Source organism: Stenotrophomonas sp. S4 (assembly GCF_054187805.2).
The window spans coordinates 912,026-925,512 of the sequence record NZ_CM196188.1 but is presented as its reverse complement, the minus strand read 5'-3'; the positions used below and the strand labels follow the sequence as shown (position 1 = coordinate 925,512).

The window sequence follows — 13,487 nt, the reverse complement described above, 5'->3', positions numbered from 1 at the left end:
TAGCCCGCTTTTGACGTTGACGTTGATTCTGCGGGTGCAGGGCTGCAAGCCCTGCCGAATCCCTAGAACGGCGCCGCGGACTCGAACGCGAGTGCTTCGCCTGTCACCGGATGGGTGAACCGCAGGCTGCGCGCATGCAGATGCACGCGCGGCGCAGGCGCGGCGTCATACAGCACATCGCCAACGATGGGATGGCCGAGACTGGCCATGTGCAGGCGCAGCTGATGGCTGCGGCCGGTGACCGGCTCCAGCGCCACGCGGGTACGCTGCCCTTCAACATCACGCGCCATTACGCGCCAGCGCGTCAGTGCCGGCTTGCCGCGTTCATGATCGATCATCTGCTTCGGCCGGTTCGGCCAGTCCACGATCAGTGGCAGGTCCACTTCGCCGGCATCGCCTTCAAGCAGCCCCTCCACGATCGCTTCATAACGCTTGCCAACCTGGCGCTGCTCGAACTGCATCGACAGCGCCACCTGCATGTCCTTGCCACGCGCATGCAGCAGCAGGCCGGAGGTCACCTGGTCCAGGCGATGCACGGTCAGCGCATCCGGGTACAGCGCCTGAAGGCGCGCGACCACGCAGTCCTGGTTCTCGGCGCTGCGGCCAGGCACGGACAGCAGGCCGGCCGGCTTCTCGGCCACCAGCAGCGCGTCGTCGATGTAATGCAGGTGGATCATGCGGCTCCGTATCCGTCCAAACAGAAACGGGGAAGCCGAAGCTTCCCCGTCTTCTGCGTACCGGCCAACGGCCGGTACCTACCTCGATGGAAGACGTACCGGCCAGGGCCGGTACCGCCTGCATCAGCCCAGCAGGTGGGCGACGCCGGCGCGCTCTTCTTCCAGCTCGGCCAGGGTCTTGTCGATGTACTTCTGGCTGAAGTCGTCGATCGGCAGATCCTTGACCAGGGTGTACTTGCCGTTTTCGGTGGTCACCGCGAAACCGAAGATCACGCCTTCAGGAATGCCGTAGGAACCGTCGGACGGCACGCCCATGGTGACCCACTTGCCGTTGCTGCCCAGCACCCAGTCACGCACGTGATCGATCGCTGCGTTGGCGGCCGAAGCAGCCGAGGACGAGCCGCGGGCTTCGATGATCGCCGCGCCGCGCTTGCCGACGGTCGGGATGAAGGTGTTGGCGTTCCACTCCTGGTCGTTGATCGCATCGGCGATCGACGCACCATCGGCGGTGGCGAAACGGTAGTCCGGGTACATGGTCGGGCTGTGGTTGCCCCACACGACCAGCTTCTCCATGCCACCGACCGGCTTGCCGAGCTTGGTCGACAGCTGGCTCAGCGCGCGGTTGTGGTCCAGGCGCAGCATGGCGGTGAAGTTTTCCGGCTTCAGGTCCGGGGCCGACTTCATGGCGATGTAGGCGTTGGTGTTGGCGGGGTTGCCGACCACCAGCACCTTCACGTCACGGCTGGCGACCTTGTTCAGCGCCGCGCCCTGGGCGGTGAAGATCTTGGCGTTTTCCAGCAGCAGGTCCTTGCGCTCCATGCCCGGGCCACGCGGACGTGCGCCAACCAGCAGGGCGATGTCGGCGTCCTTGAACGCGACTTCGGCATCATCGGTGCCGACCATGCCGGCCAGCAGCGGGAAGGCGCAGTCTTCCAGCTCCATCATCACGCCCTTCAGGGCGGCCTGGGCCTTGTCGACCGGCAGTTCCAGCAGCTGCAGGATGACCGGCTGGTCCTTGCCCAGCATTTCGCCGGAGGCGATGCGGAACAGCAGGGCATAACCGATCTGGCCGGCGGCGCCGGTCACGGCAACACGAACGGGTGCTTTCATGGGGGTTTCCTCTTGCTTGCAAGCGTTTGATGGGACGCCGCGGGCATGGCCACGCAGGCCGGGCGGGCGGCGGGGAACAGGGAAACGGCCACCCGTGGGTGGCCGTCTCGAAGGGGGTCAGGCGGCGAGGTGCTTGTTCCACTCCGCGACGCGCTCGGCCTGGGCGGCCAGCACGGCGTCGACGTCGCCTTCCAGGGTGATCGAATGGATCACGTCACCCTGCTTGACCGAATCGACGATGGCCTGGCCTTCCAGGACCTTGCCGAAGACGGTGTGGCGGCCGTCCAGCCAATCGGTCTTGATGTGGGTGATGAAGAACTGGCTGCCGTTGGTGTTCGGGCCGGCGTTGGCCATCGACAGCGAGCCGACCTCGTGCTTCACGCCATTCTTCTCGTCTTCGAACTTGTAGCCCGGGCCGCCGGTGCCACGACCCTGCGGGCAGCCGCCCTGGATCATGAAGTCGGCGATCACGCGGTGGAAGATCAGGCCGTCATAGAAGCCGTGCTTGACCAGGTTCACGAAGTTGGCCACGGTCAGCGGCGCCTTGTCGGCGAACAGCTCGACCTTGATCGGGCCCTGGGTGGTGTCGAAAGTGGCGATGAGGGACATGAAGATCCTTGATGCAAAGGGGAATGCGTCTAGCCACCTAGTTTACACCTGCCTCGTGGCAGCGGCGGCTTCGACCATCGGCGCAGAGCCCGGCTTCAGCCGCCGGAAGGGAGCCCCGCCGACCGGCGCTGGCGACCTCGGCCGGCGCGGCGGACAGCCAGCTGAATGGGCCCCGTGACCGGCGTGAAATCGACCTTTTCGCGAATCGTCAAGTTCGACGTATAATGTTGGACTTCTTTTTCCAAATCCGGCGCCGACTGGCCCCCTTTCGTATGTCCATCGAAAATCTTCGCAACATCGCCATCGTCGCCCACGTCGACCATGGCAAGACCACCCTGGTCGACCAGCTGCTGAAGCAGTCCGGCACCCTGTCCGAGCGCACCGTCCTCGCCGAGCGCGTGATGGACAGCAACGACCAGGAAAAGGAACGCGGCATCACCATCCTGGCCAAGAACACCGCCATCACCTGGGAAGACAAGAAGACCGGCATCAAGAACCGGATCAACATCGTCGACACCCCCGGCCACGCCGACTTCGGCGGTGAGGTCGAGCGCGTGCTGTCGATGGTCGACACCGTGCTGATCCTGGTCGATGCGATGGACGGCCCGATGCCGCAGACCCGCTTCGTGACCCAGAAGGCCTTCGCGATGGGCTTCAAGCCGATCGTCGTGGTCAACAAGGTCGACCGCCCGGGTTCGCGCCCGGAGTGGGTGATCGACCAGGTCTTCGACCTGTTCGACAAGCTCGGCGCCACCAATGAGCAGCTGGACTTCCCGATCGTCTACGCCTCGGCCCTGAACGGCTACGCCGGCCTGGAAGACACCGTGCGCGACGGCGACATGACCCCGCTGTACGAAGCGATCATGCAGCACGCCCCGCGTCCGGAAGTGGACCCGGAAGGCCCGTTCCAGATGCGCATCAGCCAGCTGGACTACAACAACTTCGTGGGCGTGATCGGCATCGGCCGCATCCAGCGCGGCACCCTGAAGAAGAACATGCAGGTCGCCGTCATCGACCGTGAAGGCAAGAAGCGCAACGGCAAGGTCGCCCAGGTGCTGGGCTTCCTGGGCCTGGAGCGCATCGAGCAGGACACGGCCGAGGCCGGTGACATCGTGGCCATCTCCGGCATTCCGGAGCTGACCATCTCCGACACCCTGTGCCACCCGGAAAATCCGGAAGCCCTGCCGGCACTGACCGTCGACGAGCCGACCATCTCGATGACCTTCCAGGTCAACAACTCGCCGTTCGCCGGCAACAAGGACCTGTCCGGTGGCAAGTTCCTGACCAGCCGCCAGATCAAGGACCGCCTGGACCGCGAACAGGTCCACAACGTGGCCCTGAAGGTCGAACAGCTGGAAGACGCCGACAAGTTCCTGGTCTCCGGCCGTGGCGAACTGCACCTGTCGGTGCTGATCGAGAACATGCGTCGCGAGGGCTACGAGCTGGCCGTGTCGCGCCCGGAAGTGATCATCAAGGAAATCGACGGCCAGATGATGGAGCCGATCGAGCAGCTGGTGGTGGACATCGAAGAAGTCCACCAGGGCGGCGTGATGGAAAAGTTGGGCACCCGCAAGGGCCAGCTGAAGAACATGGAACCGGACGGCAAGGGCCGTGTGCGCCTGGAGTACCAGATCCCGGCCCGTGGCCTGATCGGTTTCCAGAACGAGTTCAAGACCCTGACCCAGGGTTCGGGCCTGCTGTTCCACGTGTTCGACCATTACGGCCCGAAGGAACAGGGCGCCATCGCCAAGCGCATCAACGGCGTGATGATCGCGAACGCCCCGGGCACCACCCCGGCTTACTCGCTGGGCCCGCTGCAGGAGCGCGGCAAGCTCTTCGCTGCTGAAGGCGACAACGTGTATGAAGGTCAGCTGGTCGGCATCCACTCCAAGGACAACGACCTGACCGTCAACGCGATCAAGACCAAGCCGCTGACCAACATGCGCGCTTCGGGCAAGGACGATGCGATCCAGCTGACCCCGGCGATCAAGTACTCGCTGGAACAGGCCCTGGACTTCATCGAAGACGACGAGCTGGTCGAGATCACCCCGAAGGAGATCCGTCTGCGCAAGAAGTTCCTGACCGAAAGCGACCGCAAGAAGGCTTCGCGCGGCGGCTGAGCCAGCACCTCGTGAACCAGAGCGGCTACAACCCGGATCCGCACCGGCATCCGGGTCTCCACGTCATCGCCCTGCTCGAAGCGAGCAAGGCGATGCTGGCGCTGTTGGCCGCCACCGGGCTGGAAGTGCTCGGACCGCAGCCGCTGCGGCACGGCATCATGGTCCTGATCCGGCGTTTCAGCCTGGATCCGGACCATGGCACCCTGCCCTCGCTGCTGCACATGATCAGCCCCGACGCGGTGCACCTGGCCGCGGCGGGGATGATCGGCTACGGCCTGCTGCACCTGGTCGAAGCCTGGGGCCTGTGGCGGGCCAAGGCCTGGGCCTCCTGGCTGGGCTGCCTGACTGCCTCGCTGTACCTGCCCTTCGACATCTTCGCGATCATCCGCCACCCCGGCTGGCCGTCGTGGACGATCCTGGCGATCAACCTGATCGTGGTCTACGTCCTCGCCCGCGACCTGCGCAAGCGCCACCGCTGAGCACCGGCTACACTGGGGATTGGAGCCGACCAAGCCGCCCCATGCGCCCGTCCTTGCCGCCTCTGCTGACCTGCCTGCTTGCCGCGCTGCCTGCGCTGCTTTCGGCTGGCTGCAGCCCGGCCACGTCCAGCGCGCATGCGGCCGAACCCGCGAGCCGCAACGTGCCGTTCCCGTACGCCGAAACCGATGTCGCCGACCTGCAGGCGCGGATGACCGCCGGCGAGCTGGACAGCACCACCCTGACCCAGGCCTACCTGCAGCGCATCGCCACCCTGGACCGCACCGGGCCGCGCCTGCGCGCGGTGATCGAGCTCAACCCGGATGCACTGAAGGAAGCCGCTGCGCGCGACCGCGAGCGCCGTGATGGACGCCTGCGCGGCCCGCTGCACGGCATTCCGGTATTGCTGAAGGACAACATCAACGCCGCGCCGATGGCCACCAGCGCCGGCTCGCTGGCCCTGCAGGGGTTCCGCCCGGACGACGCCTACCTGGTGCGCCGGCTGCGCGACGCCGGTGCGGTGGTGCTGGGCAAGACCAATCTCAGCGAGTGGGCCAATTTCCGCGGCAACGATTCGGTGTCCGGCTGGAGCGCGCGCGGTGGCCAGACCCGCAATCCCTATCGCCTCAGCCACTCGCCCTGCGGCTCCAGCAGCGGCAGCGCGGTGGCGGTCGCCGCCAACCTGGCCAGCGTAGCGATCGGCACCGAAACCGACGGCAGCATCGTCTGCCCTGCAGCAATCAATGGCATCGTCGGTCTCAAGCCGACCGTCGGCCTAGTCAGCCGCGAGGGCATCATCCCGATTTCCTTCAGCCAGGACACCGCGGGGCCGATGACACGCAGCGTCGCCGATGCTGCAGCCGTACTGACTGCGATCGCCGGCCGCGACGATGCCGACCCGGCCACGGCCACCATGCCCGGCCGCGCGGTGTACGACTACACCGCGCGCCTGGACCCGCAGGGCCTGCGTGGCAAGCGCATCGGCCTGCTGCAGACACCGCTGCTGAAGTACCGCGGCATGCCGCCGCTGATCGAACAGGCGGCCACTGAGCTGCGTCGGGCCGGTGCCATCGTGGTGCCAGTGGAGCTGCCCAACCAGGGCGCGTGGGCCGAGGCCGAACGCACGGTGCTGCTGTACGAATTCAAGGCCGGGCTGGAGCGTTACTTCAGCACCCATCGCGCGCCACTGCGCAGCCTGGCCGAGCTGATCGCCTTCAACCAGGCGCACAGCAAGCAGGAACTGGGCCTGTTCGGCCAGGAGCTACTGGTGGAGGCCGACGCTACCGCTGGCCTGGCCGACCCCGCCTATATCCGCGCACGCAGCGATGCACGGCGGCTGGCCGGCCCGGAAGGCATCGATGCTGCCCTCGCCGCCCACCAGCTCGATGCCCTGGTGGCGCCGACCACCGGTGTGGCGTGGCCGATCCGCAGCGAAGGCGACGACTTCCCCGGCGAGAGCTACGGCGCCGCCGCCGTGGCCGGCTATCCCAGCCTCAGCGTGCCGATGGGCCAGATCGATGGCCTGCCGGTCGGCCTGCTGTTCATGGGCACCGCGTGGAGCGAACCGAAGCTGATCGAAATGGCCTACGCCTATGAACAGCGCACCCGCGCGCGGCGCCCACCGCACTTCGACACCGACATCCTGATCGACGCGGGCGAGCCGTGAACCGATAGTGCCGGCCGCCGGCCGGCCGATCCGGGGTTCCCGGCCAGCGGCCGGCGCTACCGTTCGGGTTCCGGCTCCACCGGCAGGATTGCCGCCTCACCATCTTCCGCCCCTGGCGAACGCACATCTGCAGTGCGTGCACGTGGACCGCGCGGCATGTCCAGTTCGTCTGCATGCTGCAGCCGCGCACGGACCTGCGGCAGCGACTGCGGATGCTCGCGCGCGAGGAAATCGAGCATGCGTTCGCGCACCAGGCAGCGCAGATCGAAGGCATCGCCAGAGCTGCGCGCACTGACCAGCAGGCGCACCTGGATCGCACGCTCGCTGGTCTCGGTCACCTGGGTCACGCAGACCCGGCCGTCCCACAGCGCTTCGCCACGGCAGATGCGCTCCAGCTCAGCGCGGATCGCCGCGATCGGGGCACGATAGTCCAGCCAAAGAAATGCCGTGCCGAGAAGATCGGCGCTGCGCCGCGTCCAGTTCTGGAACGGGTTTTCGATGAACCAGGTCAGCGGCACCACCATGCGCCGCTCATCCCAGATACGCACCACCACGTAGCTGCTGCCGATCTCCTCGATGCGCCCCCACTCGCCCTCGACGATCACCACGTCATCCAGCCGGATCGGCTGCGTCACCGCGATCTGCAGGCCAGCGATCAGGTTGCCGAACACCGGCTTGGCGGCGATACCCGCCACCAGGCCGATCAGGCCCGCCGAGGCCAGCAGCGCGGTGCCGATCTTCTGCACCATCGGGAACGTCAGCAGTACCAGCGACGCGCCCAGCACGATGATGGCGCCCATCAGAACGCGGCTGAGCACCCGGGTCTGGGTCTGGATGCGGCGTGCCTCCAGATTGTCGGAGACATCGATGGGATGACTGCGCAGGATCGCGCGCTCACCCGCCGCCACCGCGCGCACCAGCAACCAGATGAAGCATGCGGTCAGCGCGATGTGCAGCATGTGCTGCAGATTGCCCAGCAGCGGATCCTGCAGCGGCGTGGCCTGCAATGCGGGGATCAACAGCAGCAGCGGCCATGCGGTCGCCATCGGCAGCCCGAGCACACGGCCGATGCGCGCGCGCCGGCGATCACGCCCTTTCAATCGATGGTAGATCCACAGGATCAGCCACGCGCCGATGCCGCCCACCACTACGGCCAATCCCAACGGCCATGCGTATGCCTGTGCGCTTTGCCAGTGCACCGTTGCCACCTCCACTCGAACAGCCAAGCGGACAGCCTCGCGCATGGCGCATGAGCGTCACGTCAGTCGTTCGTAAGGAGGGTGTTGCTCGGCAGGGCTTGCAGCCCTGCACCTGCTACGAGCTGGAGCAACAGCAACAGCCGAAGCAGAAGCGGGTTTCCTGTGGGATGGCGGGGTGGGTCCGATTGCGGGGGGCGCTGCAAGTACGTCCATGTAAGCTCGGTCGCCGCATCCATGCGGCTCACGCCCCCGCAACCGGACCCACCCCGCCTTTGACAGATCTGCGCGATCTGCAGTAGATCCACGCCATGCGTGGATGAATCTCCATCGGAATCGACTATTTCGAATGGGAATCGAAAAGCATCCACGCATGGCGTGGATCTACCGTGTCGACCAAGGTCGACACCTACCAACAGCCGCCGGAATCTGTCAGAGGTGGGGCGGTGTCGGAGTGCGGGGTGTCAGCCGCATGGATGCGGCTGCCAAGCCTACATGGACGTACTTGCGGCGTCCCCGCACTCCGACACCGCCCCGCCAACCCACGGAATGCCCGCTGTTGACGTTGACGTTGACGTTGACTGCAGCAGGTGCAGGGCTGCAAGCCCTGCCGAAAAACCCTTACCGCACTTGTTCCTGCTTGCGCACGATCGCCATCGCGATCTCCAGCGACTGCTCGTAGTTCAACCGTGGGTCCACCGTCGAACGATACGCGCGCTCCAGGTCACGCTCGGTCAGTTCGCGCGCACCACCGGTGCATTCGGTGACATCCTCGCCCGTAAGTTCCAGGTGCACACCGCCCAGTCGCGTGCCTGCGGCCGCATGCAGATCGAACGACATCTCCACTTCGCCACGCACGTTGTCGAAGCGGCGCGTCTTGAAGCCATTGGCGGTGCTTTCGGTATTGCCATGCATCGCGTCGCACACCCACAGCACGCGACGGCCATCGCGCTTGACCGCGTCCAGCAGCGGCGGCAGCTTCTCGGCAATCTGCGCTGCACCCATGCGGTGGATGAAGCTCAATCGGCCCGGCTCGTCATGCGGGTTGAGCACATCGATCAGGCGCAGCAGCTGGTCCGGCGTCACCGACGGGCCCACCTTGATCGCAATCGGGTTGCGCACGCCACGCAGGTATTCCACGTGCGCGCCATCGAGCGCAGCCGTGCGCATGCCGATCCACGGGTAGTGCGTGCTCAGGTTCAACCAGCCCTGCTGGCGCGGCACCTGCCGGGTCAGCGCCTGCTCGTAGGGCAGCAGCAGCGCTTCATGCGAGGTGTAGAAGTCGATGCGGTTGAGGTTGTGCACGCGGGCCCCGGCCAGGGTTTCCATGAAGTGCACCGCATCACCGATCGACGCCACCATCTTCTGGTACTCGGCGGCCAGCGGCGAATGCCGCACCCACTCCAGGTTCCAGTACTCCGGATGGTGCAGGTCGGCGAAGCCGCCATCGATCAGCGCACGCACGAAGTTCATGGTCATCGCCGAATGTGCATGCGCCTGCAGCATCCGCTTCGGGTCGGGCAGGCGCGCCGCCTCGGTGAACGCCGGCGCATTGATCACATCGCCGCGGTAGCTGGGCAGGGTCACGCCGTCGCGGGTCTCGGTATCGGCCGAACGCGGCTTGGCGTACTGGCCGGCAAAGCGCCCAACGCGGATCACTGGCTGGCGCAGGCCGTGCACCAGCACCAGGCTCATCTGCAGCAGCACTTTCAACCGGTTGGAAATGGTGCCCGATTCGCAGTCGCTGAAGTTCTCGGCGCAATCGCCGCCCTGCAGCAGGAAGCGCTTGCCTTCCTGGGCCTCGGCCAGCTGCTGCTTCAGCGCCAGGATTTCCCACGACGTGACCAGCGGCGGCAGCCGCTTCAGCTCGTGCAGGGCGGCGTCCAGCGCCACCGGGTCCGGGTAGGTCGGCATCTGCAGCGCGGTCTTGCCACGCCAGCTCTCCGGCGACCAGGCAGCGCCAGCGGCGGTCGCGGCAGGATCGGGGACAGGCGAAACGGCGGACAGGCTCATTGCAGACTTCCGGGGGTGGGGGACGATCATGGTCGCAGAGCCGACCGCTGCCGCAAAGGGCCGGGCGCCGTCTGCACATGACTGAACGCCGGGGAAAGCGCATCGCGATCGGCCACAAACCGCATGGCCACGGCCGCCCGGACAGGCGCATGATGCGCCACGCACTGTTACGAAGTAACACTCCATCCCCACCGGCCCCTTCCACAGCCCATCCGCCATGAAGCCTTCCCTGCTCGCTACCGGCATCACCTTCGCCCTGACCCTTGCCAGCCTGCCCTCCCCCGCCGCGGCTGCCGATGCCGCCCCGGTGAAGGACCTCGACACGGTCACCGTCAGCGCCCAGCTCGACCAGGCCCGCAACGCGCTGTCGCCGGACATCGGCAGCAGCCAGTACCAGATCACCGCCGAGGACATCCAGAAGCAGCCGCTGGGTGCCTCTGCGCCGCTCAGCCAGGTACTGCTGCAGGCACCCGGCGTGGTCCAGGATTCCTATGGCGGCGTGCACGTGCGCGGCGACCACGCCAATCTGCAGTACCGCATCAACGGCGTGTTGCTGCCCGAATCGATCTCCGGCTTCGGCCAGACCCTGGACGCCCGCACCATCAAGAGCATCCGCCTGATGGATGGCGCACTGCCGGCGCAGTTCGGCGAGCGCACCGCGGCGGTGGTCGACATCACCACGCGCAGTGGTGCCGAGCTCGGCAATGGCGGCAGCGCCGGGCTGACCGCAGGCTCGTTCGGCAAGATCAATCCGAATGCCTCGTGGTGGGGCAACCAGGGACGCTGGAGCTGGTTCCTGACCGGCAACTACGACCAGAACGAGGTCGGCCTGGAGAATCCGACCAGTTCGCGCAAGCCGCTGCACGACGACACCCACCAGGGCAAGGCCTTCGCCGACCTGACCTACCTGGTCAACGAGAACACCCGCCTGAGCGTGTTCGCCGGCTTCGCCAACAACCGCTTCCAGATCCCGGTCAACCCCGGGCAGACCCCGCAGTTCGGTTACCTGGACACCACCACCTTCGACTCCAGCCAGCTGGATGAAACCCAGCGCGAAACCACCCGCTTCGGCATGCTGGTGCTGCAGGGTACGCTGGGCAGCACCGCCTACCAGCTGTCCGCCGGGCAGCGCTACAGCGACGTAGCGTTCAACCCGGATGTCATCGGCGATCTGGTGTTCAGTGGCGTCGCCTCGCAGGTCCAGCGCAGCAACCGCGCCAACACCCTGCAGGCCGACTTCTCCACCCCACTGGGCAACGACCACACATTGCGCTACGGCCTGTACGGCAACTACGAGAACGCGCGGGCCAGCAACAGCAGCTGGGTGTTCCCGGTCGATGACACCGGCCAGCAGTCCAGCACCACGCCGCTGCTGATTCCCGACCGCAGCGCCTTCCATGCCAGCACGCTGGCGTTGTACGTGCAGGATGAATGGAAGATCGGCGACGACTGGACCGTGAACTACGGCCTGCGTGGTGATCGCTACAAGGCCTTCGGCCACACCGAGGGCCAGCTCAGCCCGCGCGTGGGCGTGGTCTGGAATGCGAGCGACAGCACCACCGTTCACGCCGGCTATTCGCGTTACTTCACGCCACCGGCCAGTGAGCTGATCGCCAGCAGCGATATCGCCCTGTATGACGGCACCACCAACCAGCAGCCCAGCGGCGGCAACAACGTACCGCTGGCCGAACGCAGCGACTACTACGACATTGGTGTCTCGCAGCAGCTGGGTGAACACCTGACCCTGGGCCTGGACGCGTACGACCGCCGCGTCGCGCGCCTGCAGGACGAAGGCCAGTTCGGCGCCGCCTACATCTACTCGACGTTCAACTACCGCCGCGGCCATATCCGTGGCCTGGAGTTCAGTGCCGACTACAGCAACGGTCCGTTCAGCGCCTACTTCAACGCGGCGTACAACAAGGCCATCGGCACCCAGGTCATCACCGGCCAGTACAACCTCGATCCGGACGCGCTGGCCTATGTGGCCGACCACTGGATCCACCTGGACCACGACCAGAAGCTGACGTCGTCGGGAGGCTTCAGCTACGCCTTCGCCGGGCACAACCGGATCGGCGCCAACTACGTGTTCGGCAGCGGCCTGCGTTCGGATATCGAGGGCGTGCCCAACGGCGGTGAGCTGCCGTCCTACCTGCAGGTGAACCTCAGCGCCGGGCACGACTTCAACGCCGACAGCGGACATCCGCTGCACGTGCAGCTGGCGGTGATCAACGCGCTGGACCGCAGCTACCAGCTGCGTGACGGTGGCGGTGTTGGCGTGTTCGCGCCGCAGTGGGGGCCGCGCCGTGGCGCCTATCTGAGCCTGCAGCAGGATTTCTGAGGACGGACCGTGGTAGTGCCGGCCGCTGGCCGGCATCTACAGGAACGCTGCCATCGTTCATGGGGTTGCCGGCCAGCGGCCGGCACTACCGCTGCTTCAGCGCTTGACCTTGCGCAGCGACACCACCAGCGCCCACAGCGCAAGCAGCACGAACCACACGCCCGACCACATCGGCATGGTCAGGCCCAGGAACGTCCAATCGATGTTGCCGCAGTTGCCGGTACCGGTCAGCACCGTGCGGAACACTTCCAGTGGCCCCATGGTCTCGCGCAGGAAGCTCAGCGGCGGGCCGCAGGTCGCGCCCATCTCCGGCGGCAGCATCTGCACGTAGACGTGGCGCGCCGCAATGCCAACGCCCACTGCGGCGGCAATGAAGGCCAGCACGCCGTAGGTCGCGCGGCCGGGGCGGTTGGACGGCCCATGCAACGCACCGATCAGGAACAGCAGGCCCAGCGCAGCGAATGCCAGGCGCTGGAAGATGCACAGCGGGCACGGCTCCAGGCCCATCTTCAGCTGCAGGAAGATCGCGTAGCCGAGCAGGCCCGCGCAGATCAGGAAGCCCAGGAAGAACTGGGCGCGGAAGGGCCAGCGCAGTGGATTCATCGTCAACGCTCGAATGGATCAAGGCGCCAAGCGTAACCGAGAGTGCGTGCCATTCGAACCGCCACAGGTGACGCCTGTCGGAACGGTGCGGGTCAGAGCCCTGTCCTGCGGAAAGGGATCCGACCCCGAAAACGCAAAAGCCCGGCAGAGGCCGGGCTTTCGCTGTGTCGCGTTGGAGCGGTCCGATTACTCGGCCACTTCCTCGGCCACGACCGGACGGTCAACCAGCTCGACGTAGGCCATCGGCGCGTTGTCGCCGGCGCGGAAGCCGCACTTCAGCAGGCGCAGGTAGCCGCCCGGACGGTTCGCGTAGCGCGGGCCCAGGATGGTGAACAGGTTGCCCACGGCTTCGTTGTCGCGCAGGCGGGCGAAGGCCAGACGGCGGTTGGCGACGGAGTCGACCTTGGCCAGGGTGATCAGCGGCTCGGCAACGCGGCGCAGTTCCTTGGCCTTCGGCAGGGTGGTCTTGATCAGCTCGTGCTTGAACAGCGAGGCGGCCATGTTCTTGAACATCGCTTCGCGGTGGGCGCTGGTACGGCTGAACTTACGGCCAGACTTCTGGTGACGCATGGTGATATTCCTTGGTTAATGATGAGGCTGTGCGGATCGTTGTCGCCATCCTGGCGTTGCTGCGCGGACTGCGGATGGTCCTGGCCGTCCGTCCTGGACGACCTGCCC

The 13,487-nt window shown here is 66.3% G+C and carries 11 protein-coding genes; 4 read left to right on the top strand and 7 right to left on the bottom strand.

Translation table 11 applies throughout. The features are described from left to right. Positions 1–62 precede the first annotated feature (62 nt). The 3 genes from ACUZUJ_RS04180 to ACUZUJ_RS04170 form a co-directional block, all read right to left on the bottom strand. Positions 63–677, bottom strand: coding sequence for an RluA family pseudouridine synthase (locus ACUZUJ_RS04180; RefSeq protein WP_458220804.1), 615 nt, complete (start codon positions 675–677; stop codon positions 63–65). A gap of 123 nt (positions 678–800) precedes the next feature. Next, positions 801–1,787 carry a malate dehydrogenase gene (locus ACUZUJ_RS04175; protein ID WP_004153634.1) on the bottom strand — a complete coding sequence of 329 codons (987 nt, stop codon included), beginning with the start codon at positions 1,785–1,787 and terminating at the stop codon, positions 801–803. Between the two features lie 117 nt (positions 1,788–1,904). Beyond that, on the bottom strand, positions 1,905–2,396 hold the full coding sequence (locus tag ACUZUJ_RS04170) for a peptidylprolyl isomerase (RefSeq protein WP_004153629.1): 492 nt from the start codon (positions 2,394–2,396) through the stop codon (positions 1,905–1,907). 272 nt (positions 2,397–2,668) lie between these two features. Here ACUZUJ_RS04170 and typA point away from each other — a divergent pair, with 272 nt between their 5' ends. The 3 genes from typA to ACUZUJ_RS04155 are packed head-to-tail and all read left to right on the top strand — an operon-like array spanning position 2,669 to position 6,659. After that, positions 2,669–4,516, top strand: coding sequence for a translational GTPase TypA (gene typA, locus ACUZUJ_RS04165; protein WP_042358544.1), 1,848 nt, complete (start codon positions 2,669–2,671; stop codon positions 4,514–4,516). A gap of 11 nt (positions 4,517–4,527) precedes the next feature. Then, positions 4,528–4,995 (top strand): DUF2127 domain-containing protein, encoded by a 468-nt coding sequence (locus tag ACUZUJ_RS04160; RefSeq protein ID WP_005415426.1) that lies wholly within the window; start codon positions 4,528–4,530, stop codon positions 4,993–4,995. Positions 4,996–5,036: 41 nt separating this feature from the next. Then, positions 5,037–6,659, top strand: a complete 1,623-nt coding sequence (locus ACUZUJ_RS04155; RefSeq protein WP_101764980.1) for an amidase — start codon at positions 5,037–5,039, stop codon at positions 6,657–6,659. 56 nt (positions 6,660–6,715) lie between these two features. Here ACUZUJ_RS04155 and ACUZUJ_RS04150 read toward each other — a convergent pair whose 3' ends face one another. Both ACUZUJ_RS04150 and ACUZUJ_RS04145 read right to left on the bottom strand, forming a co-directional pair. Further along, on the bottom strand, positions 6,716–7,903 hold the full coding sequence (locus tag ACUZUJ_RS04150) for a mechanosensitive ion channel family protein (RefSeq protein WP_233490836.1): 1,188 nt from the start codon (positions 7,901–7,903) through the stop codon (positions 6,716–6,718). A gap of 573 nt (positions 7,904–8,476) precedes the next feature. Then, the gene (locus tag ACUZUJ_RS04145; RefSeq protein WP_088024554.1) at positions 8,477–9,868 is read right to left on the bottom strand and encodes a class II 3-deoxy-7-phosphoheptulonate synthase; all 1,392 of its coding nucleotides are present in this window, start codon (positions 9,866–9,868) and stop codon (positions 8,477–8,479) included. A gap of 217 nt (positions 9,869–10,085) precedes the next feature. On the opposite strand from ACUZUJ_RS04145, the gene ACUZUJ_RS04140 reads away from it, so the two are divergent. After that, positions 10,086–12,206 carry a TonB-dependent receptor gene (locus ACUZUJ_RS04140; RefSeq protein ID WP_458220738.1) on the top strand — a complete coding sequence of 707 codons (2,121 nt, stop codon included), beginning with the start codon at positions 10,086–10,088 and terminating at the stop codon, positions 12,204–12,206. Positions 12,207–12,302: 96 nt separating this feature from the next. On the opposite strand, the gene ACUZUJ_RS04135 is transcribed toward ACUZUJ_RS04140, so the two are convergent. Further along, positions 12,303–12,809 carry a disulfide bond formation protein B gene (locus ACUZUJ_RS04135; RefSeq protein WP_005415421.1) on the bottom strand — a complete coding sequence of 169 codons (507 nt, stop codon included), beginning with the start codon at positions 12,807–12,809 and terminating at the stop codon, positions 12,303–12,305. A 186-nt stretch (positions 12,810–12,995) separates the two neighbouring features. After that, positions 12,996–13,379, bottom strand: coding sequence for a 50S ribosomal protein L17 (gene rplQ / locus ACUZUJ_RS04130; RefSeq protein ID WP_005408217.1), 384 nt, complete (start codon positions 13,377–13,379; stop codon positions 12,996–12,998). Between the last annotated feature and the right edge of the window lie 108 nt (positions 13,380–13,487).

Excerpts from the sequence above, each read along its gene's own strand:
- ACUZUJ_RS04180 (WP_458220804.1), bottom strand. The coding sequence starts at position 677 with ATGATCCACCTGCATTACATCGACGACGCGCTGCTGGTGGCCGAGAAG.
- ACUZUJ_RS04175 (WP_004153634.1), bottom strand. The coding sequence starts at position 1,787 with ATGAAAGCACCCGTTCGTGTTGCCGTGACCGGCGCCGCCGGCCAGATC.
- ACUZUJ_RS04170 (WP_004153629.1), bottom strand. The coding sequence starts at position 2,396 with ATGTCCCTCATCGCCACTTTCGACACCACCCAGGGCCCGATCAAGGTC.
- typA (WP_042358544.1), top strand. The coding sequence starts at position 2,669 with ATGTCCATCGAAAATCTTCGCAACATCGCCATCGTCGCCCACGTCGAC.
- ACUZUJ_RS04155 (WP_101764980.1), top strand. The coding sequence starts at position 5,037 with ATGCGCCCGTCCTTGCCGCCTCTGCTGACCTGCCTGCTTGCCGCGCTG.
- ACUZUJ_RS04150 (WP_233490836.1), bottom strand. The coding sequence starts at position 7,903 with ATGCGCGAGGCTGTCCGCTTGGCTGTTCGAGTGGAGGTGGCAACGGTG.
- ACUZUJ_RS04145 (WP_088024554.1), bottom strand. The coding sequence starts at position 9,868 with ATGAGCCTGTCCGCCGTTTCGCCTGTCCCCGATCCTGCCGCGACCGCC.
- ACUZUJ_RS04140 (WP_458220738.1), top strand. The coding sequence starts at position 10,086 with ATGAAGCCTTCCCTGCTCGCTACCGGCATCACCTTCGCCCTGACCCTT.
- ACUZUJ_RS04135 (WP_005415421.1), bottom strand. The coding sequence starts at position 12,809 with ATGAATCCACTGCGCTGGCCCTTCCGCGCCCAGTTCTTCCTGGGCTTC.
- rplQ (WP_005408217.1), bottom strand. The coding sequence starts at position 13,379 with ATGCGTCACCAGAAGTCTGGCCGTAAGTTCAGCCGTACCAGCGCCCAC.